Below are 24,680 nucleotides of genomic sequence, written 5' to 3'. Positions count from 1 at the left end.
ACCTCACGGTTCTGGCGTTTCGTTTTTCAAGACACAACAAACGAAAAAGAAACAGGGAAGATGAACGTTCAGACCCAGATCGACGCAACTGCGCCCCGAACCACTGAGCATTTCGACGTCGTCATCGCAGGCGCCGGCATCTCCGGCGTTGGCGCCGCCTATCACCTCACCACGCAGTGCCCGGGAACGACGTTCGTCGCGCTGGAAGCGCAGAAGACATTCGGCGGCACCTGGACCACCCACCGTTATCCCGGCATCCGCTCCGACAGCGACCTGCACACCTTCGGTTATCGCTTCAAGCCGTGGACCACGGCGCCGATCGCGAGTGCGGCGGAAATCCTCAAATACATGGGCGAGGTGATCGAGGAGAACGATCTCGCGCCTCACATCCGCTACCAGCACACCATCACCTCGGCGAAATGGTCGAGCGAGGAAAATCTCTGGACCATCGAAGCCACGCGTACCGACACCGGCGAGCGGCGGCGCTTCACCACCAGTTTCTTCTGGATGTGCCAGGGCTATTACCGCCACACCGAAGGCTATACGCCGGAGTGGAAGGACATGGCCAAATTCAAGGGCCCGGTCGTCCATCCGCAGAAATGGCCTGAAGACCTCGACTACAGCAACAAGCGCGTCATCGTGATCGGCTCCGGTGCCACCGCGGCGACGCTGATCCCGGCGATGGCGGCCGACTGCGCGCATGTCACCATGCTGCAGCGCTCGCCGACGTACTTTCGCACCGGGCGCAACGCGATCGAGATCGCCGAGGAGCTGCGGAAGCTGCAGGTCGACGAGCACTGGATCCACGAGATCACCCGGCGCAAGATCCTGTTCGACCAGGACGCCTTCACCCGCAAGACGTTTGCCGAGCCGGAAGCGGCCAAGAAGGATCTGCTTTCCGCCGTCGAAGCCTATCTCGGCAAGGACTACGACATCGCGACCCACTTCACGCCGAAATACCGGCCGTGGCGGCAGCGCATCGCCTTCATTCCTGACGGCGACCTGTTCCAGGGGATCAAGTCCGGCAAGGCCTCCGTCGTCACCGACGAAATCGACCGCTTCACCGAAAAAGGCATTCTGCTGAAGTCAGGCCAGGAGCTGGAGGCCGACATCATCGTGACAGCGACGGGCTTCAACCTCTGCGCCAATGGCGACATCGAGTTCGCCGTCGACGGCAAGCCGCTCGACTTCGCCGACACCGTGACCTATCGCGGCATGATGTTCACGGGCGTGCCGAACCTCGTCTGGGTGTTCGGCTATTTCCGCGCGAGCTGGACGCTGCGCGTCGATCTCGTCGCCGACTTCGTCTGCCGGCTGCTCACGCACATGAAGGCGACCGGCGCCAAGAAAGTGACGGCGGAGCTTCGCCCCGAGGACCACAACATGCCGCTGCTGCCCTGGATCGATCCGGAGAACTTCAATCCCGGCTACATGATGCGCGGCATGCACCTGTTGCCCAAGCGCGGCGAAAAGCCGGAATGGCAGCACAACCAGGATTACTGGGCGGAAAAGGACGAGTTTCCGGCCATCGACCTCAAGGACAAGGCGTTCGTTTACAGCTGAGGTGTGATGCCGGGTGGTGTTGCATCCCCTCACCCGGCATTCCCTAGCTTACGCAGAACGCGCCTCGATCACGTTGAAGCGGCCGGCGGGATGAACCGCGGCCAGGGCAAAACCGCTTTGCTCGATCAGTTCGCGATACTGCTCCCTGGTGCGCTCGCAGCCGCCGGGCCCGCGCATCATGTTCAGATCGCTCAACGCATGCGCCTTGTCCTCGTCGGTAGCGGCCGGCGTTTCCGGCATCAGCCGTTCGACGAGCAACAGCTTGCCGTTGCCCGGCAGCGCCGCGCGACAATTTCGCAAGATCGAGATACTGCGCGCATCGTTCCAATCGTGGATGATGCTCTTGAGGATGATCGCGTCGGCAATGGCAGGAACGGATTTGAAGAAATCGCCGGCGACGAATTCAACGCGATCGCTGATGCCGGTTTGCTGGAGATGCTGGCTCGCGGCCTCGGCGCATCGCGGGAGGTCGAAAACAGTGCCGCGCAGTTTCCGGTTTTGCTGCGCGATGGCGCCGAGCAATTCGCCGGAGCCGCCGCCGACGTCCATCAGGTGAGAGATCCCGCTGAAGTCGTAGGAGCGAAGGATATCCGGTGTGACCAGCCGCGTGAGCTCCGTCATCGCCACATTGAACTTGCCGACGAGATCAGGCGATCGGCCCATCAGATCGAAACTGCTGGCGAAGCCTTGCAATTCCGCCGCGGTCTTGCCGGTCATCACGGTCTCAAGCATTCCGCTCCAGGTTTTCGAGAGCAACTCGGCTTCGAAGATGGCCCAGCCCTTGAACGATTGCGCCGCTTCGCCGTCGAGGCGGGCGCCTACTTCCGTCAAGGCGTAGCTCCCTCCGCCGGTTCGCGAACATAGGTCGATGGTGGAGAGTGCAACGAGCAGGCGTCCAAGCGCGCCTTCGTCCGCGCCGGTTGCCTTTGCGAGTTCGCGAGGCGTGCGCGGTCCGTCCCGCAACAGTTCGGCCAGTCCTAGCCGGGCCGCCACATAGATCGCCGCCGTCACGCGGTGCGAGTGAATCAGGTCGAAAAGCCTGAGGGCCGATACTTGCGATGCCATCGTGCCTCCTTTGCCGTGATGCCGTTGCGTTTTTCGAATGCGATTTCCCCGCGAACTTGCCGCGTGCCGCCCGGAATCGCTTGGCGCCGCCGCTTTCGTTGAGCGCCGCTGGAGCGCGGCCGGGAGTTATTCGCGCCGGGGACGCATGCAAGCCCGGGGAAGCGGTGCGGTCGGCTTGCGATCAAGGTGACGGCTAATGGGAGCCGACGAAATGAGACATTTCACAAATATCATGTATACCTAAAAGGTACTATAAAACCGTAATATTAGTCTATTTGCCCCATCTCCGCTATTCCTGTATACATCCTGCACTCAACACGGAGTGCAGCCCATGCCGTCCTCATTCCCGCTCAATGCCTGGTATGCCGCCGCCTGGGACGTCGATATCAAGCACGCACTGTTTCCGCGCACGATCTGCGGCAAGCATGTCGTGATGTACCGCCAGTCCAACGGGCAGGTTTCCGCGCTGGAGGACACCTGCTGGCACCGCCTGGTGCCGCTGTCGAAGGGACGGCTCGACGGCGACACCGTCGTCTGCGGCTATCACGGGCTGAAATTCAACGCGCAGGGCCGCTGCACCTACATGCCCTCGCAGGACACCATCAATCCCTCCGCCTGCGTCCGCTCCTACCCCGTGGTGGAGCGCCACCGCTTCATCTGGCTTTGGATGGGCGATCCGGCGCTGGCCGATCCCGCCTTGGTGCCCGATATGCACTGGAACGACGATCCGGCCTGGGCCGGCGACGGCAAGACCATCCATGTGAAGTGCGACTATCGCCTCGTGGTCGACAACCTGATGGACCTGACCCACGAGACCTTTGTGCACGGCTCCAGCATCGGCAACGACCACGTCGCCGAAGCCCCGTTCGACGTCACCCATGGCGACAAGACGGTGACCGTGACGCGCTGGATGCGGGGCATCGACGCGCCGCCGTTCTGGGCTGCGCAATTGCAGAAGCCTGGTCCGGTCGATCGCTGGCAGATCATTCATTTCCAGGCGCCCGGCACCGTCAATATCGACGTCGGCGTGGCGCCCGCCAGCACCGGCGCGCCGGAGGGCGACCGCTCGCAGGGCGTCAACGGCTTTGTGCTCAACACCATGACGCCGGAGACCGAGGCCACCTGTCACTATTTCTGGGCCTTCGTCCGCAACTACCGGATCACGGAGCAGAAGCTGACCACCGAAATCCGCGAGGGCGTTTCCGGCATCTTCCACGAGGATGAAATCATCCTCGAAGCCCAGCAGCGCGCGATGGACGAAAATCCGGACCGCACCTTCTACAACCTCAACATCGATGCCGGTGCGATGTGGGCGCGGCGCGTGATCGACCGCATGGTCGCGCGCGAGCGAACGCCACCGACCATGCAAGCCGCGGAGTGAGCCGTGAGCGAAGCGGAGCAACAGACATGAGCGAACGCGACACCGAGCGTTCCGTCTCGCAGACCGTGCGGGCGCAACTCGCGCTGCGCGACATGATCCTGTCCGGGCGGCTGCGGCCGGGCGAACGCATCAGCGAATTGCAGGCGGTCGACATCACAGGTGTATCGCGGACGCCGGTACGGCTGGCGCTGGTGCGGCTGGAGGATGAAGGCCTGCTGCAGGCGATCCCCTCCGGCGGCTTCATGGTGAAGGCCTTCACCGAGCGCGACATTCTCGATTCGATCGAGCTGCGCGGCACGCTGGAAGGCCTTGCCGCCCGCTTCGCCGCCGAGCGCGGGGTCAGCGCGCGCAGCCTCGAGCCGCTCAAGGAGTGCCTTGCGGATCTCGATCAGCTGGTGCGGCAGGACCCGATTTCGGTCGAGGCCTTCTCCGCCTATGTGACCATGAACGCGCGCTTCCACGCCATCCTCAACGAACTGTCCGCCAGTGCGCCGCTGATCCGCGAGATCGATCGCGTCTCCGCATTGCCGTTCGCTTCGCCCAGCGCGTTCGTGATGGCCCAGTCGGCGCTGCCGGAAGCGCATCAGATCCTGCTGCTCGCACAGGATCATCACCGCATCGTGGTCGACGCCATCGAGAACCGCGAGGGCGCGCGGGCCGAGGCCGTGATGCGCGAGCATTCCCGCCTTGCCGCGCGCAATCTGCGGCTCGCGGTCCGCAACCGCACGCATCTCGAACTGATGCCCGCGCTCGCTCTGCTCAAATCGTCAGCCGAATAGGAACGCCCATGCGTTTTGCCGAACAATGGAGCTGGTGCACGGTCGACGCGGTCAGCGACGTGACGCCGACGATCCGCGAATTCCGCCTGCGTCCCGAGAGCGGCCACATCGTGCCCTACCCGGCCGGCAGCCATATCGGTGTCACCGTGCTGATCGACGGACAGCCGGCGCGGCGCTCCTACTCGCTGGTCGAGAATAGCGATGCCGGCACCTACCGGATCGCGGTGCGGCTGGCCCCGGACAGCCGCGGCGGCTCGCGCAGCATGTGGAATTTGAAAGTCGGCGCGCGGATCGAGACCTCGAACCCGACATCGCTGCTCGAAATCGACTGGACCAGGAAGAACTATTGCCTGATCGCCGGCGGGATCGGCATCACGCCGATCACGGGAATCGCGGCCGCGTTGCGCCGAGGGAATATCGACGCGCCGCTGCATTATGCCGTGAAGTCGCGCAGCGATGCCGCGTTCCTCGATGAGCTGACAGCGCTGCTCGGCGACCGGCTGACCATGCACGCCTCCGAGCAAGGCGCGCGGCTCAATCTCGACGCCACGTTCCACGCGCTGCCGCGCGACACCATCGCCGTCATTTGCGGGCCGATGCGAATGCTCGAAGCCGCGCGCCGCGCCTGGAATGACGCAGGGAGAGCGCCTGCCGATCTGCGCTTTGAGACCTTCGGCTCCAGCGGCCTGATGCCGACGGCGGAATTTCGCGTACGGCTGAAGGATACGGATACCGAATTGGTGGTGCCCCAGAACAGCTCGATGCTCGACGCGCTGAACGGCGCCGGCTTCGAAGTGATATCGGACTGCCAGCGCGGCGAATGCGGCGTCTGCGCCGTCGATGTCCTCACCGTCGAGGGCGAGATCGATCACCGCGACGTGTTCTTCAGCGATCAGCAGAAGCGCGAGAACCGCAAGATCTGCCCGTGCGTGTCGCGCGCGATCGGGGTGGTGACGATCGATACGCTGTACCGGGCTGAGACTGTCTAAAGCGTGATGACGTTTCGTCGAATCGTCATCCGCTTTATCTTTTTGTTTGAGCATGATCTTTTCGGAAAACCGGTGCCCACTTTTCCGGATCATGCTCTGGCGCCTGGATCGGGCGCCGGTCTCGCCGGTCGCGCCCCCATAAACCTGCGCCGCAGTCAGGTGCGAATGAAATCCGCCGTGCCCCTGATAGCGGCGCAATAGCGGACCTCACCTGAAATCCTGCTCGGGCCAATTGCGGACGTGCGTCGCAGCACGACGGGCCGATAGATTGATTTATCGGAAGCGCGGGCCCAGCTTACCTTCGGAGGCAGCGATACGTCCAGACAATCGGGAGGTGAAGCATGTATCAGCATATTCTCATTCCGACAGATGGGTCGGAACTAGCGGAGCGTGGCGTGACGCACGGGTTGGCGTTGGCGAAATCCGTTGGAGCCAGGGTATCTGTAATCTACGTCGTGGAACCGCTTCTTGCAGTCACAGGCGACTTTGCGAGCGTGTTGGATCGCGCGAAAAATGCGGCCAAGGAGGCCGGTGTTTCCTGCGAGACAATTCAAGTAGAGAACGTGCCACCCTATCAAGCCATCGTCGCAGCAGCCGAGGACAAAGGCTGCAATCTCATTGTTATGTCATGGCATGGGCGCAGCGGACTTTCGACGCTTGTAATCGGCAGTGTGACAAACAAGGTGCTGACCTACGCGAAAATTCCCGTACTGGTTTGTCGGTGAATGTGCAGACCGCTCGATGGTCAAACATCAGCGTCGAGGCGTTGAGATTGGCGGAGATCATGCGCGACATGATCGAGGCGTCGACGACCCGTAGCTCCTGCAGCCTGCGGACGTGCAACTGGTCGTCGACCACGGTCCATCCGAACGTGGCAACGCAAATTGCGGCCGGCCGGCGCCTTGCCGCCAGAGATGGCATCGCCTCACAGACCATCGGCGACGAGCCATCAAGACCGCTTCACTATCCGCGAATGCCTGCTCTACCTTTTTCGCGTGCGATGTTTAGCCAACCGGTCCCGGGATCCAATAGTCCCCCAGGAGCGGCATTACCTTTACGCCATTAATTACTCCGCGCTGCAGGCTTGGATCGAAATAGCGCATCGTCCGCTCATTGAGGTCAATGATGCGTCCAGGCGTTAGTGGCCCCACGTCATTTATCTTGACGATGACCTTCTTGCCTACAGCCTCAACGAGGGCATACTTCGCTCTCGCGCCATATAGGACCCCACCAAATTTCTGACGCAAGCTTGTCTTGATGGCAGCCGCCCAGACAGAGGGATCATAGCGCTCGCCCGAGGCTGTGTTCGGGCCGCCCTCTCGCCATCCGGGCTTGAACGGATTGTATGTGGATGCTGCACCAACGATCGCATCTCCCGAAGCGGCCATAACGACAGCGATTGAATGAACTGCAACGATTTCACTCCGAGCAGCGGAAACAGAAATGACAAGCGCAACCAGCGCGCCGCAAATTGCGGCGCTCGAGCGGAACAGCATCATAGCTCCTTTGATTTTCTACGATCGGCCGGTTCCAGATGCCGCAAAACATGGTCACGCGAACGCGGAAGCGTTCACGAATTCATGCCAATTCTTTGCGGATTCGCGCCAACCCGGGCGACGGGAACCGTTGTGGGAACCGACGATGGTCCTCGCACAGCGTTCTTAGTTCTCACCGACTAAGACAGAGATTGCGTCAGCAACATGACAACGGAGCCTGGCGAAGAGGAACCGTCTAGGCGATACCGCTGGGGATCGATTGCGTTGAAAACTCGAAAGTCGCCGGGCCCCAAAATCTCGCCAATGTAGCGCCTTGGCGATTTCAGCCGCTGCAAGGCTCTGTAGACTCGATACGGACGACAGCGATAGCCAATACGGTAATTGATATGGTCCCTCACGTCGCAGCGAGAGGACTTTTTCAACGCTGTCGGTCATTAAGCGACATCACCGAGCGCAAGCCTATTCGGCTCTACCTCCAATAACGGACGTTTGGCGCCACGGCTGTGATGTCCTCTCAGGGCCATAGGACTAAACCGCTCGCGCGGTAGGGCGCCGCGGCTGGCGACGGAGCCAAGAGGATAGCGCAACGGGGCGTCCTGCCTTGAGATCGAGGGGTTCGACAACCTCACTCAAGACAGGAGCATCCCCATGACCGACGAGGCAGTGAGCCCGTTGCGCCGGCGCATGATCGAAGACATGACGATCCGCAAGTTCGCGCCGAAGACCCAACATGACTACGTGCAAAGAATCAAGAACTTCGCTGCGTTTCTCGGGCGATCACCCGATACGGCGAGCTTCGAGGATGTCCGCCGCTACCAACTTCACCTGACGGCGAGCGGTGTTGGCGTGCCGACGATCAACCAGACCGTCTCGACCTTGCGGTTCTTGTTCCGGGTCACGCTGAAGCGGCACGAGATCGTCGAACATACCCATATCATTCACGAGCCGCGCAAGCTCCCTGTGGTGCTTAGCGTCGAGGAGGTGGCGCGGCTACTCGATGCTGCACCGGGGCTCAAATGCAAGGCGGCACTGAGCGTGGCCTACGGCGCCGGTCTGCGCGCCACCGAGGTGGTCTCGCTCAAGGTCTCCGACATCGACAGCAAGCGCATGATCATCCGCGTCGAGCAGGGCAAAGGCGGCAAGGACCGTAATGTCATGCTGTCGCCGAGCTTGCTCGACCTGCTGCGGACCTGGTGGAAGGCGGCGCGCCCACAGGGCTGGCTGTTCCCGGGCCGCGATCCGGCGCAGCCGATGACCACGCGCCAGCTCAATCGTGCCTGTCATGCCGCCGCGCAGATGGCGGAGATCAGCAAGCGCGTCTCGCTGCACACCTTGCGGCACAGCTTCGCCACCCACCTGCTCGAGCAGAACATCGATGTCCGCGTCATCCAGGTGCTGCTCGGTCACGCCAAGCTCGACACCACGGCGCTCTATACCCGCGTCGCCACCAAGACGATCAGCGAGGTCATGAGCCCGCTGGAGCATATCGCGCTCAAGCTCAAGGAGAGCCGACCGCCCAGCTGACGCGCAGGCCGCTCGTGTCGCGCCCGGCCTTGGAGGTTGCGGATATCTTCCGCAACCATGGCCCGGCATGGCGTCAAGCCCATGCCGGCCATGTCAGCCTCGATCAGTTGAAGGTGATGTCGGCGATCGAGCGCTGTCGCACGGCGGCGCTGGGCGGCCATGTCGCGCGCTGCGCGGACTGCGCCTATACGACGATCGCCTACAACTCCTGCCGCAACCGGCATTGCCCGAAGTGCCAAGGCGCCGCCGCGAAAGACTGGCTTGCCGACCGCGAGACCGAGCTGTTGCCGGTGCCGTACTATCACGTGGTGTTCACGCTGCCGGCGGCCATCGCCGACATCGCCTACCAGAACAAGGCCGTGATCTACGACCTGCTGTTCAAGGTCTCGGCCGAGACCATGCTGACGATCGCCGCTGATCCGAAGCATCTGGGCGCCAAGATCGGCATCACCTCCGTGCTGCATACCTGGGGCTCGGCGCTCACCCATCACCCGCATGTGCACATGATCGTCCCGGGTGGCGGCATCTCGCCCGACGGCCAGCGCTGGGTGTCCTGCCGGCCGGGCTTCTTCCTCCCGGTGCGCGTGCTCTCCCGCCTGTTCCGCCGATTGTTCCTGGAGAAGCTCATCGCCGCCCACCAGACCGGCCGCCTCAGCTTCTTCGGCGAGAACATCCATCTGGCCGATGCGCGATCCTTCGCGGCCTATCTCGCCCCGCTGCGCAAGGCCGAGTGGATCGTCTACGCCAAGCGCCCGTTCGGCGGACCCGAGGCGGTGCTGGCCTATCTGTCGCGCTACACCCACCGCGTTGCCATCGCCAACAGCCGCTTGATTGCCTTCGACGATCGCGGCGTCACCTTCAAGTGGAAGGACTACCGCAGCGAGGGCCGCGATCGATACAAGCACATGACGCTCACCACCGACGAGTTCATCCGTCGCTTCCTCATCCACGTCCTGCCCAAAGGCTTGCACCGCATCCGCCACTACGGCCTGTTCGCCAAAGGCGCTTGTGCCGACAACATCGCCCGCGCCCGTGAACTGCTCGCCGTTGCAAAACCTGACGACCAGCCTACCGCTGCCGCCGTCGATCCCAAAAAGCCGAGCTGTCCATGCTGCGGCGGTCGTATGATCATCATTGAGGTCTTCGAACGCGGCGCAACGCCACGGCATCGGCCGACAGCTCCAGCGACCGTCATCAGGATCGACACCTCATGACCGCGTTACAATCCCGCAAATCTGCGCGTCGCGCCCGCTGCCCCTCCGCCAGCCACGGCAGAGCGCGCCCAGCTCTCTGCCCACCGTCGCAAATCGTCGGACAGCTTATGCAGTTCAGCGTCATCCGCCGCTCGTTCGTCAGCCGCTTCACCGTCGCACAACGCGTTGCTTCGGCTCGATCCCAATCAGCCAGCGCGCCCGCGGCACTCAAATTCCCATAGCGCCTGCCGCACCGCCGTACGTTCCCTTAAGCGCGGTTTCCTCCCTTGGAGGCTTTCGGACGCCGGCCGCCGAGCACGCGGCGCCGTCCCTCAAGCGGCCGGCATCCGAAACCCTTCACAGAGGCGGACTCATACGGTGCAACGTTGGACGAACTATGCACCGAGCAATGGCAACGTGAACTGAAAAACGGCACCGCCGCCCGCTTTGTTCGTTGCCCAGATCCTTCCGCCAAAAGCCTCAACGATCCCGCGCGACGTGGACAGCCCAAGCCCCGAACCCCCTCGCTTCGACGCGAACGGTTCGAAGATGCTGGAAAGCTGGTGAGCTGGAATGCCTGTTCCCGTATCAGAGACGGAAAATCCCGCTTTGGACTGATCGACCTGCCGAGTTTCCATCACGACCCGCCGTTGGCCCGGACGATCTTTCATCGTTGCGTCCATCGCGTTCAACGCCAAATTCAACACAACCTGCTGCAGCCAAGTCGGATCGGCACGCACCGCCAGCATGCTTTGCGAAGGGTGCGTTTTCATTTCGACACCTACTTCGGCAGCATGTGGCTTCAAGATTTCATGAACAAGACCCACGACGTCATTCAAGTCGATCTTTTGTATCTCCGGCTCACCGCTTCGCAACAGGTTCTGCATATGGCGGATGATTTGTGACGCGCGCAGGCTGTCGCGACGAATGTCGGAAAGGATTTCCTTCACGCCAACGGGCGCAGAAGACCCTTCAACGTCCAGCTCTGCGGATTCGATATTGCTCAGGATAGCCGCCAAGGGCTGATTCAATTCGTGTGCAAACAACGAGGCTATCGCCGCAGCGTCGGCACGCCGAGTTAATCGACTGATTTCGAGGAGACGACGTCGGAGTTCGCTCTGCGTTTCCCTGTACTCATGGATATCGGTACAGGAGCCGATGTATCCAAGAAAGGAACCGTCCCGCGCATAGCGCGGAATTCCAGTATCATCGATCCAACGATAGGTGCGATCATGGCGACGCAACCGATATTCCATTCTGAATTCCTTCCGCGCGTCAAAGTGGCTGACGTAGGTTTCCAGACAGCGATCGAAATCCTCCTGATGAACGCCCCCCGACCAACCATTACCAAGTTCCTGCTGCATGTCGCGGCCAGTAAAGGTCAACCATGGCCGGTTGAACCAGATGCATTGCTTGTCCGGTCCGGACACCCAGATCATCACCGGGGCGGCATCCATGACTTCGGCGAATCGCGCGTCCAGTCCGCCCGCCGGCTCGGCAGAAGAGCGAGTTGCCGGCGCGGTCCGGATTTGGCTTGTCGATTTCGATCGCTGCTCGGTGCGACCGCGGCATCGGGCGAGGGCCCGCTCAATGGCTTCGAGCAACGTGGATTTTAGGATCGGCTTTGTTAGAACGTCTTCAGCGCCAGCCTTGATCGCTTGCACGCTGGTCTCAACGCTCCCGTGCCCCGTCAAAAACAAGATAGGCAAACCAGAGCCGATTTCGTTCAATCGCTCCTGCACGTCGAGCCCATCGAGGTCGGGCATGCGCATGTCCAGCAGTACACAGCCTGTTTCCGTGCGCGGCGGATTTGCGAGAAGCTGTCGGCCGGATTCATAGACCATGACCCGGTAACCGGCAGTTCGGAGCAGCCGGGCAATAGCAACCCGAAACGATGAGTCGTCGTCGACAACGTAGATGGTTGCCGGTTTGATGGTCATCTTGTTCACCCAGGCGGAGCGGGATACCGCCTGCGCCAACTCCGGTTGTTCACCCAGATATTCAAATCACAAGCAAGAACAGGAGCCGCTTTGATCTGCATCAAGCAATCCCTTATTGAAAAGGGGGAATCCCCGGCCCAGGTCTGCTGTGGCTCACGAGCGGTAATACTCCAACTGATCGTAAGTTCCGCTTGGCCATCAGAAGCGGCATCTACGCCTTTACCAATCCGTCCTAGAAGAATTCGCCGAGGAATGCCGCAGCTTCGTCCGAGATGCCGACGATCTTGTTCGTTGCCTGACGATAGAACTTGAATTTTAGTTCGGTCGCAGGCTCGCCATCATTCCACTTGTTGAAATGCTTGAGCCCGCTCCGCCCCAGCGATCGCTTCGCGGTGCGTCCGATGGTGACGCTCACACCTGGCGTTTGCCTGATCTCTGCGCGGTGAACGCGAACGTCTTCGGCCGTGAATCGGAAATCCCGGCCTTGATCGCGAACGCCATGCTTCCTCGTGCCAACGCTACGCCGACACCGGGAATCTCACCGCTTCCAGTGCCGTCTTGCCGCGGATCATGTCGGAGGCCTTGTCGGCGATCATCAAGGTTGACGCGTTGAGATTGGCCGAGATCATCCGCGGCATGATCGAGGCATCGACTACGCGCAGACCCTGCAGGCCGTGCACGCGAAGCTCGTCGTCGACCACAGCCCATTTGGCATCCGCCGGTCCCATGCGGCAGGTGCAGCCGGGATGGAACGTGGTGGTGCCGCGCTCGGTGGCAGCGGCGAGGAATTCATCGTCGCTCTGCACCTTCGGTCCCGGGAAATCCTCGTACGCATAGTACGGCGCGAGCGGTTTGGACGCGAGCAACCGGCGCGCCAGCTTCATGCCGGCGACGACGACGCGGCGGTCGACCTCTTCCACCAGATAGTTGGTCTGGATGATCGGCGGCGCGAACGGGTCGGCGGAGCGGATGCGGACATAGCCGCGGCTCTCGGGACGCTGCTGCCATGAAGCGACCGTCATGCCGGGCTCATCTTCAAGCTGGCCCTGCACGCCTTCCTTGTAGCTTGCGGGCGTGAAGGTGAGCTGCAGATCGGAGCTTTCGGTGGTCTCGCCGGAGTGCCAGAAGCAATAGACCATGGTCGGCGACAGCGAGAGCAGGCCGCGCCGCGTCGTCGCCCATTTCAACGCCTCGACCCAGAGGCTCACGCCGCGCCTGAGTTCGTTGATGGTCCTGATGTTCTTGACGCGCGCGACCGAGCGCGGCGCGTAATGGTCCTGCAGGCCCTCCCCCACGCCGGGCAGCGCGTGGCGAACCTCGATGCCGTGCGATTGCAACAATTCCGGCGAGCCGACACCGGACAATTGCAGCACCTGCGGCGAGTTATAGGTGCCGCCGGACAGGATGACTTCCTTGCCGGCGCGCACCTCGACGGGCGTACCGCCCTTGCCACCTTTGAGGTAGCGCACGCCGACGGCGCGCTTGCCCTCGAAGATGAGGTTGGTGACATGCGCATGCGTCCGCACGTCGACATTGCCCCGCCTGCGCGCCGGATGCAGGAATGCCGTCGCAGCGCTGACGCGCAGGCCCTTCTCGATGGTGCGCTGGCAGTAGGAGACGCCCTCCTGGATTTCGCCGTTGTAGTCGGGGTTACGCGGAATGCCGAGGCTGACGGCGCCTTCCATGAAGGCTTCGCAGAGCGGATCCTGCCAATCCATGGTGGTGACGGTGAGACTGCCGTCGCGGCCGCGATAGGTGTCGTCGCATTCGCCGACGCGCCGCTCCATCCGCTTGAAATAGGGCAAGATGTCCGGATAGCCCCAGCCGCGGTTGCCGAGCTGCGCCCAGGTGTCGAAATCCTGGCGCTGGCCGCGGTTGTAGATATGGCCGTTGATGGACGACGAGCCGCCGAGCGTCTTGCCGCGCGGCGCGTAGATGCTGCGGCCGCCGGTCCACGGCCCGGGCTCCTGCTGGTAGGCCCAGTTGATGCTCTTCATGTGGAAGGTCTTGATGAAGCCGGCCGGCAGATGGATGTAAGGGTGCCAGTCTCTCGGGCCTGCTTCGAGCACGCACACGCGGCTCGCGGGATCTTCACCCAGACGGTTGGCGAGCACGCTGCCTGCGGAGCCCGCGCCGATAATCACATAATCGAACGTTTCCATCGTCTCGCTTCTCGCGCGGCTTCGTTACCGCGGCTTGTCGTTGAGTTGATAATTGAGATGGGCCTTCACGGTCGGCCACTCGCTGGCGATGATGCTGTAAACCACGGTATCGCGCAACGTGCCGTTCGGCGCGATCTGGTGGCTTCTCAGGATACCGTCCTGCTTGGCGCCCAAACGCTCGATGCCGCGGCGGCTCTGGTGATTGAAGAAATGCGTGCGGAACTCTACCGCAATGCAATTCAGCTTCTCGAAAGCGTGCGTCAGCAGCAGCAATTTGCACTGGGTATTGAGCGCGCTGCGCTGCACGCGCCTGGCGTACCAGGTCGAGCCGATCTCGACGCGGCGGTTGGCGGCGTCGACGTTCATGTAAGTCGTCATGCCCGCGACCTTGCCGTCGGCGTCGAACACGGTGAACGGCAGCATCGTTCCGGCCGCGAACAGGCCGAGCCGGCGGTCGATTTCCTGCTTCATGTTTTCGGCGGTCGGGATGAAGGTGTACCAGAGCTTCCACAGCTCGCCGTCGCTTACGGCTTCCACGAGCCCCGCGGTGTGATCATGCGACAGCGGCTCAAGCCGCGCGTGCGCGCCCTGCAGGGCTACAGGTTCAAGAAAGGCCATTTAATTCTCCACTGCCAACCGCGTCATTGCGAGGAGCTCGCGACAAAATTGCAAGGCAATTTTGCGCTGAAGCGACGAACAATCCATCTATCCCCTTGTGGTGCTATGGATTGCTTCGCTGCGCTCGCAATGACGGGGATGGTTCATTTGTTCAAAAAGTTCAGCGGCAGTCCCGGCCGCGCCCAGTCCATCGCGATCAACTCGCCTTTGCCCGACAGCGTGATGTAGGCCGTCTTCAATTCTGACCCACCGAACGCGATATTGGTGGTGACACGGTCGCCGGTCGGCACCTGCTCGACCAAGGTGCCGTCGGGCGCGATCACGGAGATGCAGCCTGACACCAGCGTCGCCACGCAGACATTGCCTGATGCTTCCACCGCCATCGAATCGAACATCTGGTAGCCGCCAAGCCCCGCGATCGGCTTGCCGCGCTCGCCGCGATAGATCACGTCGCGCGGCTTGATGGTGCCGGGCTCGGAAATTTCATAGGCCCACAGCCGCGCCGTCGGCGTCTCCGCGATGTAGACCGTCTTCTCGTCCGGCGACAGGCCGATGCCGTTGGCCGGCAGCACGCCGTGCACGGCCTCGACGATCTCCTTCATGCCGGGCTTGATGTAATAGAATGCGCCGACATCCATCTCGCGGGCGCGGCGCTTGCCGAGATCGGAGAACCACAGTCCGCCGTGCCTGTCGAACACCAGGTCGTTCGGCCCGCGCAGCGCATGCTCGCCGCATCTGTCGACGACGGTCTCGACCTTGCCGCTCTGCAGGTCCACGCGCTGGATCGAGCCGCCCTGATAATCCTCCGGCTGCGGTCCCGGCATGATCATCTTGCCGGTCGGAATCCAGCTGAAGCCGCCATTGTTGCAGATGTACATCTTGCCGTCCGGCCCGAGCGCTGCGCCATTGGGGCCGCCGGGAATTTGCGCGACGACTTCCTTCCGCCCGTCCGGATAGACCCGCGTCAGCCGGTTGCCGCGGATTTCGACCAGCACCACCGAGCCGTCGGGCATGACCACGGGGCCTTCCGGAAACTCCAGATCGGTGGCGAGAACGCGGATATCGGCCATGAAATCCTCCCGGCTGGCGCTTGGCTGCAGGCGGATTTTGGCTCGACCCCGCACGCGCAACAATTCGTTGCGGCTGTTATGGCAAAGTCGGTTTGGCTTGCCAAGCAAGGGCGGGCAATCTAGCAGCGCAGGGCAGCATTGCGGAGACGCTACTCCCGCACCGGAATCCATATCTCCAGCCCGCCATTGCCGGTGGCGGGATCGAACTTCTCGTCGTAGCGCTCGAAGTTCGGTGCGTCCGCCGCCTTCATGCCTGATAGTGGCAGCCAGTGATTCCAGATCGTGTTGACGGTGCGGCGAATGGTCGAGATGTGCTCGGCGTGGGTGAACACGGCATATTTCGCCTCGGGTATCCGCACGCGGGCGAATTCGCGCGGCAGGTCGGAGAAGTCCAAAACCTCGACACCGGCGACGTAGTCGAAATTGCCGGCATCGTCGGCGTTGCAGCAGACGCCATAGGCGACCCTGCCGATCCGCGCCGGGAGATGATCGACGCTTTGGTGAAACTGGTGCCACAGGTTCGGAATGCCGGCGCCGCTGTTTTCGTGGGTGCAGCGCTCGGCAATACCGGCGACCAGCAACGGCTTGGAGGTTTCGAAACGCGGGGGCTTGAGGTTTTCGAGCAGGGTGGAATCCATGACGATCGGCTCCTGAAGCTTGAGATGATCGAGGCACGTTGCGGCGCGGACCGCTTCGGGCGTGGTGCCGAAATGGTCGCGGAACGCGCGGGTGAAAGCTTCGTGCGAGCTGTAGTCAGCATCCAGCGCGAGACTCAAGATATCGGGCGCACCGGCGGCGAGCGCCTGCGCGGCCTTGGTCAACCTGCGGGCGCGCACATAGCGCATCACCGAAAGACCGGTGGCGGCGGCAAACGCCCGCACCAGATGAAAGCGCGAGACGCCAGCGACACCAGCGACATCATCGAGCGTCAGCGGCTCGGCGAGATGACTTTCAATGTACCAGAGCGCTTTCTGGGCCGGATTCATGACTGACAGCTTTCATGCGAAGCGTGCGCAGTATGATCGATGGCGCCGCGCGTCGTTTGACAGTCCTTGCTCTTCAATCTCACCACTGACACTGTAGGCGAAACTTTGGGAGGGGTTCCATGCTCATCACGAAGGTTCGGGCGCATCATATCCGCATTCCCTATGACGCGGGAGTTGCGAGCTTCAGGCAAGGTGCTTCCTCGATCTCGGCGCTGGAAATCGTCATGGTCGAAGTTTCAACCGATGCCGGCATCACCGGCTGGGGCGATGCCTTTGCCTATGTCTGCCCGCGTACCAGCTATGCCGCAATCGAGGAGATGATTGCGCCGCAGGCGCAGGGGCAACAAGTCCCCGACGCGGCCGGCATTCCCGCCTTCATGGAACAGATCCAGCGCAACCTGCATCTGTTCGGCCGCTACGGCATCACCATGTTTGCGATCTCGGCACTCGATATCGCGCTGTGGGACCTTGCCGCCAAGGTCGAGAGCGTGCCGCTGCATCGCCTGATCGGCGAGGCCAGGCGCACGCGGATTCCCGCCTATGCGAGCCTGCTGCGGATCGGCAAGCCCGAACTCATTGCACGCGAATGCGAGACTGCGCTGCGGCAGGACTACAAGGCGATCAAGCTCCACGAGACCACGACGCCTGCCGTGTTTGCCGCGCGCAAAGCGATCGGTCCCGACATTCCGCTGATGGTCGACATGAATTGTCCGCTGAATGGCGAGGATGCGATCGCGTTCGCGCATTCCTGCCGCGACGCTGCGCCGATGTTTTTGGAGGAGCCGGTCTGGCCGCCGGAAGATTTCGCAACGCTGGCGGAAGTGCGGAGCAAGGGCGGGCTCAATGTGGCGGCCGGCGAGAATGCCTGCACGGTGCATCAGTTCAGACAGATGATGAAGGCCGGCGCGGTGAGCCACGCGCAACCTTCCGTCATCAAGGTCGGCGGCATCACCGAGCACTTGAAGGTCGTCGCGTTGGCCGACGAACTCGGCGTCCGGCTTGCGCCGCATTCGCCGTATTTCGGGCCGGGCTTCCTCGCGACGCTGCACCTGATGTCGTTGCGCGACGACGCAAGCTTCGTCGAAGTGTTCTCCATGAAACGCGCCGCCTGTCTGTGGCGCGGCCGCATCGATGTCGACGCCCATGGCAACGTCGAGGTGCCGCAAGGACCGGGGCTCGGTTATGAGCCCGACAAGGCCGTCATGGAGCAATACCGCGTGGTGTGACCCTACTTCGCGCCGTCTTTTGGCGCTGGCGCATCCTTCGCAGCAGGCGCGGCATCCTTCGCTGCGGGCGTTGCCTTCCTCGCATCCTCCGCCGCCTTGTTCTGTGCCGCCTGCAAATCGCTGACGACCTTCTGCAGGCTGATGACCGCGCCCTTCAGCGCCTCGATCTGCCGGTTGGCGGCATCCGATTTCTGCTGATGATCGGTGGTGAGCTTGGTGATCGTCTTCTGCAGGAAGTCGACATTGCTCTGCAGGCAGGAGGTGCGCCGCTCCATGGTTTTTTCGACGGTGCAGATCTCGATGCCAGGAACGTCCTGCGCGCGGACGGTCGAAGGCAGTGAGGCCATCAGCAGCGTGAAAGCGGTGAAAGCAATCCTCGGAGCAATCATCAAATCCTCGTTCCAAATGCATCTGGCGCAGGGAACATCTATCACAGCAATTTGCGCGAAGCAGGTCCTCGACCGCAGAGATACCATACTGATACCTCATTCAGGCGCTGTGCTTCATCCCGTTAACGTGGATGGATTTAGCCGCGAACAGAACCGGTGTTCACCGGCCGCGGCAGTGGAGATTGATTGTATGGCAACGCGTGAAAAGCGGCTGGCGCAGTTCGACGGCAACGGAGACCCGCCGCCGAACCTGCCGGTGGAAGTTCTTTGCGAGGATCACAGCGGAACCTATCAACTGCCCTTCGCCTGCCGCTGGATCGATGGTCAATGGCGCAACGACAGGACCGGCGGCATGGTCGAGGCCACGGTGGTCGGCTGGCGGCTGCCGCGCTCCAGCGCGATCTGAGGAAACCGCGGGCGCGGGCGGCCGCACCCCGCATTTTGTGCCAGAATGCGACGGGAACACGCGCGACGTTAATGTTCGGAACGCGAACGGAACGAACCGCGCCCGAATCACTGATTGAGCGCCGTACTCCGTTGTTCACGGCTAGATGTCGGCCGCCATCCCAGACGGCGCACAACATAGAGCGCCATAACAATCGGCCGCAGCCAACGGCCAAGGACAAACGTTAATTCCTCGGGAGATGACATGGCGGTCAGCCTCCAGGGGGTGGGTGGCGGCACCTTGTCGACGGCCGGCGGCACATCGACGGTCTTGAAGTCGGCGGGGCTGACGATCTCGAGGTACTCCATGTCCTCGGAGTAATCGTACAGGTAATGCGTGATGCCTGGTCGCTGGTGCACGACATCGCCGGCCTGCACCAGGGTCGACTTGTCCTCATACATGAAGCGCGCCCAGCCCTTGGTCATGATCACGATCTGGAATTCGCATTCGTGCTTGTGCCAGCCGGTACCTTCTTCCGGCGGCAAGTCGGGATTGGCCTTGACCAGATGGCAGATCACCTGCCCGCCCGTGGCATCCGCGATGCCGAGGTCGCGATACAGGAAGAAGTCGCGCAGACCTCCGCCCTTGAATTCGGTATCGCCGGGTTTGACGTGGGAGAATTTGCTGACGACAGCTTGCTTGTTCATGGAGCCTCCACGGTTCGCGTTGGCGGGATCGCGCGAAGTCGGAGAGCGTCCAAATTTTCGGCAGCCTCGCATCGTCGCGTCACGGCTAACATGTTGCTATGCGAAATCCGCGCCAGCCGCGTTGCAGTGCGGCGAGAGGATGGCAGCGGTGCGGTGAACCGATTGGCTGGAGGCAGGAATTCGGTTTCAGCAACCCAGCGAAAGACGGCGAAGAGATCACCCGGATGTGGGCCTTGGCTGACACCGGCTTGGGCAAGACCTGCGCGTTACCTGAGCCGTTCAAACGGGCAAGGCCTCGCGCCCCTGCCTAATATTCGACCTCGAGCTCTTCGATATCGGCGGGCTCGGCCCTGGCGGCTTCGATCCATTCCTGCATTTCGGGCATCGCCATGATGGTGCTGGCGTAGGCTGCGAGCGCGGGTTCGAGCTTCACGTCATAGGTCATAAAGCGGGTCACGACGGGGGCGTACATCGCGTCCGCCATGGTGCGCTCGCCGAACAGGAATGGCCCGCCTGATTCCTTGAGGCATTCACGCCAGATGGTGCAGACCCGGTCGATATCGGCCTGCGCGCGCGACCAGATCTTGAAGCCGGGGAAATGGCCCTTGAGATTGACCGGCAGCGAGGCGCGCAGCGTGGTGAAACCGGAATGGATTTCGCCGCAGATCGAGCGGCAATGCGCCCGCCGGATCCGGTCCGCCGGCAGCAAGCCCGCCTCCGGCCTGACCTCGTTGAGGTATTCCGCGATCGCCAGCGTATCCCAGATGGTGGCGCCCTCATGGCGCAGGCACGGCACCAGGATCGACGACGACAGCAACAGGATTTCAGCCCGCGCCGAGGCATCGTCCGGGGCGGTGACCACCTCCTCGAACTCCAGGCCGGAGAATTTCGCCAACAGCCAGCCGCGCAGCGACCATGACGAGTAGTTCTTGCTGGAGATGGTCAGTGTCGTCTTTGCCATATGGCCTTTTCCTTCAGCGAAGCGTCGTCCGCCCGGACACCGGCAACCGGCCGCGCCAATACGCCGCCGCCTAATGCGTGTGCGTCGTGAATGTTCCACAGCAAGCCACGTGCCAGTTTTAGAGGCGGCCAGCCCGGCTCTGGCGTCGATATTGCATGGCCACCTGGGACAGGGGCTGATGTGAATGATGTCAATGATGTACCAGACCTATCAGAACCACATGGACCTGACGGCGCCATGGCGGACCGGGGCGGCGGCGGCGCTTAAATACCTCAATCTGGTGCCGCAGGGCGTCTCTGATCGACTGTTTGGCCGGCTCGCCGCCTCGCTCGAACTGATCTCGCGCTCCTCCCTCACCTATGACCGGCCGGCCTATGGCATCGACCGGGTGCTGGTGGGCAACCAGGAGTTGGAGGTGACCGAGGAGGTCACCTATGCGACCCCGTTCGGCTCGCTGCTGCATTTCAAGAAGGAGAACGCGCCGGAGCAGCCGCGGCTGTTGCTGGTGGCGCCAATGTCCGGCCATTTCGCCACCCTGCTGCGCAGCACGGTGAAGACGCTGCTGCAGGACCACGACGTCTACATCACCGACTGGCACAATCCGCGCGACATTCCGCTTCATGCCGGCCGCTTCGGCCTGGAGGACTACACCGACCATCTGATCACGTTCCTCGACAAAATCGGCCCGCGCGCGCACATGGTCGCGATCTGCCAGCCATCGGTCTCGGCACTGGCCGCCGCCGCCGTAATGTCGGAGGACAACCACCCGGCCCGCCCGGCCACGCTGACGCTGATGGCCGGGCCGATCGACACCCGGATCCAGCCGACCAGGGTCAACGAATTCGCCAAGAGCAAGCCGATCAACTGGTTCGAGAAAAACCTGATCAATTACGTGCCGGTGCAGTGCAAGGGCGCGTTCCGAAGAGTCTATCCCGGCTTCGTGCAGCTCACCGCCTTCGTCTCGATGAACCTGGAGCGGCACATCAAGCAACACATCGACCTCGCCAATCATCTGGCGAAGGGCGAGAAGGAGAAGGCTGAACTCATCAAGACCTTCTACGACGAATATTTCGCCGTGATGGATCTGCCCGCCGAATTCTATATCGAAACGGTTCGCGACGTGTTTCAGGAGCATCTGTTGCCGCAGGGCAAACTGATGCATCGCGGCCGGAAGGTCGACCCGGCCTCGATCCGGCGCATGGGCCTGATGACGGTCGAAGGCGAAAAGGACGACATCTGTTCGATCGGCCAGACACTCGCCGCGCAGGACCTCTGCACCGGCGTGCGCGCCTATCGCAAGGTCCACCACATGCAGGCCGGCGTCGGCCATTACGGCGTGTTCTCGGGCAAACGCTGGAATAACGAGATCTATCCGCTGCTGCGCGATTTCGTGCATGTGAATGCGTGAGGGTACTCGCGCCGCGTCATTGCGAGGAGCGAAGCGACGAAGCAATCCATGTCTCCGCGTATGCCGAACGATGGATTGCTTCGCTCCGCTCGCAATGACGCTGCGGCTCTAGCCGTACTCGCTCTCACGCTGTAAAACCCTCCCAAGGCCGACCGCTCAAGAGTCGTCCGGGAGGACCAACTAATGCGACTTTCAGCAAATCTTCGCGCTCTCGCACTGGGCGTCGTCAGCGCCATCCTGCTCTCCGCCACGGCCTCTGCCGCGGAAGTGCGGGTGATGATCTCCGGCGGACTGTCCGCCGCCTACAAGGCGTTGGTGCCCGAATTCGAACGCAGCACAGGCCACAAGGTGCTGACCGCCTACGGGCCGTCGATGGGCACGACAACCAACGCGATTCCCATGCGGCTGGAGCGGGGCGAGCCGGCGGACGTGTTGATCATGGTCGGCTATGCGCTCGAAGATCTCGCCAAAAAGGGCAAGATGACCGCCGGTACCAGCGTCGATCTCGTGAAGTCGCCGATCGCGGTTGCCGTGAAATCCGGCACGCCGAAGCCTGATATCAGCACACCCGAAGCGCTCAAGCGCGCGCTGCTGGCGGTGAAGACCGTCGCCTATTCCGACAGTGCCAGCGGCGTCTATGTCTCGACCGAAATGTTCGGCAAGCTCGGCATTGCAGACGAAATGAAGGACAAGGCGCGAAAGATTCCGGCTACTCCCGTCGGCGAGATCGTCGCGCGCGGCGAGGCCGAGATCGGCTTCCAGCAGATGAGTGAACTGAAGCCTGTCGAGGGCATCGACATCGTCGGTCCGCTACCGGACGAATTGCAGAAGATCACGGTATTTTCCGCCGGCATCGCCAGCGTCTCCAAGGAGCCCGACGCCGGCAAGGCGCTGATCAAGTTCCTCGCCTCGCCCGCGGCGCGCGGCGAAATCGTGAAGAGTGGGCTCGACCCGATCGCCACAGGCGCTACGAATTAGGCCGTGCCCCGCTAAACCGCCGTTTCGAGGGCTTGCCAGCATCCGCTATGCGCCGATAGCGACCAGAGCTTGCAACGCAGCTAAATGACGCGATGGGCCAGTTCCGGCAAACAAAGGTGACCAAGGACCAATCAGAACTCCCCGCTTCGGGTCGAAACAAGCCGAATAGAGGCAGGACCTTCCATATTGGCGCTAATATAGCTTTGCGCGGCCGAAATGAGAGTTTCCACGGCGGATCGATTGTACGCGGGATGCTGGGGATTCAGATGCAAGTCAGTTTCGACGATCATCACCTGTGTAATCCCAGAGGATAGAACCTCAACGGCGAATGATACGAACGATACGTGCGGAGCTTTGAATGGCATTGGAGCCGCTTTCACTGACGGCGGACGAAGATGACACCCCAGCCGAGGCCAAGTGTGGCGGCGACAAGCGAGCCCAGGAGCACGCCTAGTTTCGCGGCCTTCAACAACCCTTCATCGGAGAAGGCGAGTATCGCGATGAAAATGGACATGGTGAAGCCGATCCCAGCCAGCAGGCCGACAAGACAAACTCCGCCCCACGAAACGCCAGGAGCAAGGCGACACCAGCCAAGCCGTACCGCAACCCAGGTTGCGCCGACGACGCCAAGCGGCTTCCCGGCAATCAGGGCAAGCGCAGTGCCCAGCATCACCAAAGAGCCCCCACCGGAGAGATCAATGCCTGTTAAGCTAACGCCGGCATTCGCCAGCGCGAAAATCGGCATAACGCAGTAAGCCACCCACGGATGCATCGCCATCTGCACCCGCGAAACCGGAGGCAATATCTCGCGGTGAGCTACGCGAAGCTCTCGCAGCGGTTGCTCTAACTGGTGCGAATCTCTTGCCTTCACCGCGTCACTGCTTTGTAACTGCTTGAGCACGCGTGAGACCACTTCCAGCGGCTGTTCCCGCATGGGTGTAGGGCGCGCCGGCGTAATCAGCCCGAGTACGACACCTGCAAGGGTTGGATGAACCCCGGCCATCATGAACCCGATCCAGACCAAAGAACCGGGCAAGACGTAGAGGGGCGCGGAACCGATCCCGATCCGCTGAAAACCAAAAACAGCGAGAACGCCAATCAATACGACGGCAAATCCGCTGAACTGAAGACTGGCTGTGTAGAAGATGGCAATGACCAGCACCGCGATGATGTCATCGATAATCGCCAGAGCAAGCAGGAAGACTCTCACATTGACCGGGATCGATCGTCCAAGCAGTGCGAGTACACCGACGGCAAAGGCAATGTCTGTAGCGGTTGGCACGGCCCAGCCCTGACCCCGGGTGGGATCGCTGTTAAGGCTCAGATAGATAAGCGCGGGGACGATGACGCCACCAGCCGCCGCGATCAAAGGCAGAATGGCCTGATCGAGTTTGCTCAGTGCGCCTTCATGAATCTCGCGCCGAATTTCCATGCCCACGACAAGGAAAAAGACCGTCATCAGCGCATCGTTGACCCAGAAATGCAGCGACCGGGAAAGAAAATATTCCCCAAATCCGATTGTGAGCGGCAGGTTCCAGAAGGCGTGATAGACGTGAGCGAACGGAGAATTGGCCCAGATCAATGCAGCGGTGGCGGCAACGAGAAGCACGACTCCGCTGACAGCCTCAACATGCAGGAAGCGTTGAAGTGTGTTGAGGGCCTGTTCGGCCAGTTGCTGGGCTCGCGGCAGGTCGTCAAACGCTGAGCGGTGATTCATGAGGCGCACGCTTTCCGCGAGGCGGCCCGACCGTCGCTTGACCTGTCACTGCTCTATGCAGCGAGCACCCGAACGCCGTTATACATCGCCAAGCCGACAATTCAACCTTGGAAGAACGACCAATATCTTCTTTGGGTCGAAAT

The 24,680-nt window shown here is 61.9% G+C and carries 22 protein-coding genes and 2 pseudogenes; 11 read left to right on the top strand and 13 right to left on the bottom strand.

Annotation, left to right across the window (positions count from 1 at the left end):
- The first annotated feature begins 60 nt into the window (after nucleotides 1-60).
- Nucleotides 61-1,563: a flavin-containing monooxygenase gene (locus tag LMTR21_RS07705; RefSeq protein ID WP_065754885.1), complete on the top strand. Its 1,503-nt coding sequence runs from the start codon at nucleotides 61-63 to the stop codon at nucleotides 1,561-1,563.
- Nucleotides 1,564-1,611: 48 nt separating this feature from the next.
- On the opposite strand, the gene LMTR21_RS07700 is transcribed toward LMTR21_RS07705, so the two are convergent.
- Nucleotides 1,612-2,628: a methyltransferase gene (locus tag LMTR21_RS07700; protein ID WP_065754884.1), complete on the bottom strand. Its 1,017-nt coding sequence runs from the start codon at nucleotides 2,626-2,628 to the stop codon at nucleotides 1,612-1,614.
- A 331-nt stretch (nucleotides 2,629-2,959) separates the two neighbouring features.
- Here LMTR21_RS07700 and LMTR21_RS07695 point away from each other — a divergent pair, with 331 nt between their 5' ends.
- The 4 genes from LMTR21_RS07695 (at nucleotide 2,960) to LMTR21_RS07680 (ending at nucleotide 6,502) form a co-directional block, all read left to right on the top strand.
- Complete coding sequence (locus LMTR21_RS07695) at nucleotides 2,960-4,009, top strand: aromatic ring-hydroxylating dioxygenase subunit alpha (protein WP_065754883.1); 1,050 nt, start codon at nucleotides 2,960-2,962, stop codon at nucleotides 4,007-4,009.
- Nucleotides 4,010-4,035: 26 nt separating this feature from the next.
- Entirely contained in the window at nucleotides 4,036-4,788 is a 753-nt protein-coding gene (locus LMTR21_RS07690; RefSeq protein ID WP_065754882.1) for a GntR family transcriptional regulator, read from the top strand.
- Nucleotides 4,789-4,796: 8 nt separating this feature from the next.
- Entirely contained in the window at nucleotides 4,797-5,777 is a 981-nt protein-coding gene (locus LMTR21_RS07685) for a PDR/VanB family oxidoreductase (protein WP_065754881.1), read from the top strand.
- A gap of 341 nt (nucleotides 5,778-6,118) precedes the next feature.
- Complete coding sequence (locus LMTR21_RS07680; RefSeq protein ID WP_065754880.1) at nucleotides 6,119-6,502, top strand: universal stress protein; 384 nt, start codon at nucleotides 6,119-6,121, stop codon at nucleotides 6,500-6,502.
- Here the strand turns inward: LMTR21_RS07680 and LMTR21_RS07675 are convergent.
- Both LMTR21_RS07675 and LMTR21_RS07670 read right to left on the bottom strand, forming a co-directional pair.
- A pseudogene (locus LMTR21_RS07675) lies at nucleotides 6,399-6,641 on the bottom strand (GMC oxidoreductase); the annotation flags it as partial. The gene LMTR21_RS07680 and the pseudogene LMTR21_RS07675 sit on opposite strands and share 104 nt — an antisense overlap.
- 140 nt (nucleotides 6,642-6,781) lie before the next feature.
- A complete protein-coding gene (locus tag LMTR21_RS07670) occupies nucleotides 6,782-7,276 on the bottom strand; it encodes an RlpA-like double-psi beta-barrel domain-containing protein (protein ID WP_187399322.1) in 495 nt (164 codons plus the stop codon).
- 645 nt (nucleotides 7,277-7,921) lie between these two features.
- Here LMTR21_RS07670 and LMTR21_RS07665 point away from each other — a divergent pair.
- Together LMTR21_RS07665 and LMTR21_RS07660 are read left to right on the top strand one after the other, a co-directional pair.
- The gene (locus LMTR21_RS07665; protein WP_187399165.1) at nucleotides 7,922-8,797 is read left to right on the top strand and encodes a tyrosine-type recombinase/integrase; all 876 of its coding nucleotides are present in this window, start codon (nucleotides 7,922-7,924) and stop codon (nucleotides 8,795-8,797) included.
- A 14-nt stretch (nucleotides 8,798-8,811) separates the two neighbouring features.
- Nucleotides 8,812-10,011 carry an IS91 family transposase gene (locus LMTR21_RS07660; protein ID WP_065756975.1) on the top strand — a complete coding sequence of 400 codons (1,200 nt, stop codon included), beginning with the start codon at nucleotides 8,812-8,814 and terminating at the stop codon, nucleotides 10,009-10,011.
- Between the two features lie 374 nt (nucleotides 10,012-10,385).
- Here the strand turns inward: LMTR21_RS07660 and LMTR21_RS07655 are convergent, their stop codons facing one another.
- From LMTR21_RS07655 to LMTR21_RS07630, 6 genes are all read right to left on the bottom strand, one after another.
- Nucleotides 10,386-11,930 carry a response regulator gene (locus LMTR21_RS07655; protein WP_141688612.1) on the bottom strand — a complete coding sequence of 515 codons (1,545 nt, stop codon included), beginning with the start codon at nucleotides 11,928-11,930 and terminating at the stop codon, nucleotides 10,386-10,388.
- 232 nt (nucleotides 11,931-12,162) lie between these two features.
- Entirely contained in the window at nucleotides 12,163-12,345 is a 183-nt protein-coding gene (locus LMTR21_RS07650; protein WP_246175387.1) for a hypothetical protein, read from the bottom strand.
- A 103-nt stretch (nucleotides 12,346-12,448) separates the two neighbouring features.
- Nucleotides 12,449-14,092 (bottom strand): GMC family oxidoreductase, encoded by a 1,644-nt coding sequence (locus LMTR21_RS07645; protein WP_065756029.1) that lies wholly within the window; start codon nucleotides 14,090-14,092, stop codon nucleotides 12,449-12,451.
- A 24-nt stretch (nucleotides 14,093-14,116) separates the two neighbouring features.
- Entirely contained in the window at nucleotides 14,117-14,710 is a 594-nt protein-coding gene (locus tag LMTR21_RS07640; protein WP_065756028.1) for a GNAT family N-acetyltransferase, read from the bottom strand.
- Nucleotides 14,711-14,853: 143 nt separating this feature from the next.
- Nucleotides 14,854-15,780, bottom strand: coding sequence for an SMP-30/gluconolactonase/LRE family protein (locus LMTR21_RS07635; RefSeq protein WP_065756027.1), 927 nt, complete (start codon nucleotides 15,778-15,780; stop codon nucleotides 14,854-14,856).
- Nucleotides 15,781-15,929: 149 nt separating this feature from the next.
- Nucleotides 15,930-16,766, bottom strand: coding sequence for an AraC family transcriptional regulator (locus LMTR21_RS07630; protein WP_065756026.1), 837 nt, complete (start codon nucleotides 16,764-16,766; stop codon nucleotides 15,930-15,932).
- 119 nt (nucleotides 16,767-16,885) lie between these two features.
- Here LMTR21_RS07630 and LMTR21_RS07625 point away from each other — a divergent pair, with 119 nt between their 5' ends.
- A complete protein-coding gene (locus LMTR21_RS07625; protein ID WP_065756025.1) occupies nucleotides 16,886-17,992 on the top strand; it encodes a mandelate racemase/muconate lactonizing enzyme family protein in 1,107 nt (368 codons plus the stop codon).
- Nucleotides 17,993-17,994: 2 nt separating this feature from the next.
- Here the strand turns inward: LMTR21_RS07625 and LMTR21_RS07620 are convergent, their stop codons facing one another.
- Complete coding sequence (locus LMTR21_RS07620; protein WP_065756024.1) at nucleotides 17,995-18,381, bottom strand: hypothetical protein; 387 nt, start codon at nucleotides 18,379-18,381, stop codon at nucleotides 17,995-17,997.
- 190 nt (nucleotides 18,382-18,571) lie between these two features.
- Here LMTR21_RS07620 and LMTR21_RS07615 point away from each other — a divergent pair, with 190 nt between their 5' ends.
- Complete coding sequence (locus LMTR21_RS07615; protein WP_065756023.1) at nucleotides 18,572-18,787, top strand: hypothetical protein; 216 nt, start codon at nucleotides 18,572-18,574, stop codon at nucleotides 18,785-18,787.
- A 257-nt stretch (nucleotides 18,788-19,044) separates the two neighbouring features.
- Here the strand turns inward: LMTR21_RS07615 and LMTR21_RS07610 are convergent.
- Nucleotides 19,045-19,473, bottom strand: a pseudogene (locus tag LMTR21_RS07610) (cupin domain-containing protein); the annotation flags it as partial.
- 307 nt (nucleotides 19,474-19,780) lie between these two features.
- Nucleotides 19,781-20,434 carry a glutathione S-transferase family protein gene (locus LMTR21_RS07605; RefSeq protein WP_065756022.1) on the bottom strand — a complete coding sequence of 218 codons (654 nt, stop codon included), beginning with the start codon at nucleotides 20,432-20,434 and terminating at the stop codon, nucleotides 19,781-19,783.
- 184 nt (nucleotides 20,435-20,618) lie between these two features.
- Between LMTR21_RS07605 and LMTR21_RS07600 the strand changes: the two genes are divergently transcribed.
- Both LMTR21_RS07600 and LMTR21_RS07595 read left to right on the top strand, forming a co-directional pair.
- Nucleotides 20,619-21,842, top strand: a complete 1,224-nt coding sequence (locus LMTR21_RS07600; RefSeq protein ID WP_141688611.1) for a polyhydroxyalkanoate depolymerase — start codon at nucleotides 20,619-20,621, stop codon at nucleotides 21,840-21,842.
- Nucleotides 21,843-22,025: 183 nt separating this feature from the next.
- On the top strand, nucleotides 22,026-22,820 hold the full coding sequence (locus tag LMTR21_RS07595; RefSeq protein ID WP_065756021.1) for a substrate-binding domain-containing protein: 795 nt from the start codon (nucleotides 22,026-22,028) through the stop codon (nucleotides 22,818-22,820).
- A gap of 376 nt (nucleotides 22,821-23,196) precedes the next feature.
- On the opposite strand, the gene nhaA is transcribed toward LMTR21_RS07595, so the two are convergent.
- Complete coding sequence (gene nhaA / locus LMTR21_RS07585) at nucleotides 23,197-24,537, bottom strand: Na+/H+ antiporter NhaA (protein WP_065756020.1); 1,341 nt, start codon at nucleotides 24,535-24,537, stop codon at nucleotides 23,197-23,199.
- Between the last annotated feature and the right edge of the window lie 143 nt (nucleotides 24,538-24,680).

Source organism: Bradyrhizobium paxllaeri (assembly GCF_001693515.2).
Taxonomy (GTDB): Bacteria; Pseudomonadota; Alphaproteobacteria; order Rhizobiales; family Xanthobacteraceae; genus Bradyrhizobium; species Bradyrhizobium paxllaeri.
The sequence above is the reverse complement of the archived record's forward strand: the minus strand, read 5'-3'. Positions and strand labels throughout refer to the sequence as shown.

Excerpts from the sequence above, each read along its gene's own strand:
- LMTR21_RS07640 (WP_065756028.1), bottom strand. The coding sequence starts at position 14,710 with ATGGCCTTTCTTGAACCTGTAGCCCTGCAGGGCGCGCACGCGCGGCTT.
- LMTR21_RS07700 (WP_065754884.1), bottom strand. The coding sequence starts at position 2,628 with ATGGCATCGCAAGTATCGGCCCTCAGGCTTTTCGACCTGATTCACTCG.
- LMTR21_RS07620 (WP_065756024.1), bottom strand. The coding sequence starts at position 18,381 with ATGATTGCTCCGAGGATTGCTTTCACCGCTTTCACGCTGCTGATGGCC.
- LMTR21_RS07600 (WP_141688611.1), top strand. The coding sequence starts at position 20,619 with ATGATGTCAATGATGTACCAGACCTATCAGAACCACATGGACCTGACG.
- LMTR21_RS07595 (WP_065756021.1), top strand. The coding sequence starts at position 22,026 with ATGCGACTTTCAGCAAATCTTCGCGCTCTCGCACTGGGCGTCGTCAGC.
- LMTR21_RS07635 (WP_065756027.1), bottom strand. The coding sequence starts at position 15,780 with ATGGCCGATATCCGCGTTCTCGCCACCGATCTGGAGTTTCCGGAAGGC.
- LMTR21_RS07605 (WP_065756022.1), bottom strand. The coding sequence starts at position 20,434 with ATGGCAAAGACGACACTGACCATCTCCAGCAAGAACTACTCGTCATGG.
- nhaA (WP_065756020.1), bottom strand. The coding sequence starts at position 24,537 with ATGAATCACCGCTCAGCGTTTGACGACCTGCCGCGAGCCCAGCAACTG.
- LMTR21_RS07615 (WP_065756023.1), top strand. The coding sequence starts at position 18,572 with ATGGCAACGCGTGAAAAGCGGCTGGCGCAGTTCGACGGCAACGGAGAC.
- LMTR21_RS07690 (WP_065754882.1), top strand. The coding sequence starts at position 4,036 with ATGAGCGAACGCGACACCGAGCGTTCCGTCTCGCAGACCGTGCGGGCG.
- LMTR21_RS07655 (WP_141688612.1), bottom strand. The coding sequence starts at position 11,930 with ATGACCATCAAACCGGCAACCATCTACGTTGTCGACGACGACTCATCG.
- LMTR21_RS07680 (WP_065754880.1), top strand. The coding sequence starts at position 6,119 with ATGTATCAGCATATTCTCATTCCGACAGATGGGTCGGAACTAGCGGAG.
- LMTR21_RS07665 (WP_187399165.1), top strand. The coding sequence starts at position 7,922 with ATGACCGACGAGGCAGTGAGCCCGTTGCGCCGGCGCATGATCGAAGAC.
- LMTR21_RS07695 (WP_065754883.1), top strand. The coding sequence starts at position 2,960 with ATGCCGTCCTCATTCCCGCTCAATGCCTGGTATGCCGCCGCCTGGGAC.
- LMTR21_RS07685 (WP_065754881.1), top strand. The coding sequence starts at position 4,797 with ATGCGTTTTGCCGAACAATGGAGCTGGTGCACGGTCGACGCGGTCAGC.
- LMTR21_RS07625 (WP_065756025.1), top strand. The coding sequence starts at position 16,886 with ATGCTCATCACGAAGGTTCGGGCGCATCATATCCGCATTCCCTATGAC.
- LMTR21_RS07670 (WP_187399322.1), bottom strand. The coding sequence starts at position 7,276 with ATGATGCTGTTCCGCTCGAGCGCCGCAATTTGCGGCGCGCTGGTTGCG.
- LMTR21_RS07630 (WP_065756026.1), bottom strand. The coding sequence starts at position 16,766 with ATGAATCCGGCCCAGAAAGCGCTCTGGTACATTGAAAGTCATCTCGCC.
- LMTR21_RS07645 (WP_065756029.1), bottom strand. The coding sequence starts at position 14,092 with ATGGAAACGTTCGATTATGTGATTATCGGCGCGGGCTCCGCAGGCAGC.
- LMTR21_RS07705 (WP_065754885.1), top strand. The coding sequence starts at position 61 with ATGAACGTTCAGACCCAGATCGACGCAACTGCGCCCCGAACCACTGAG.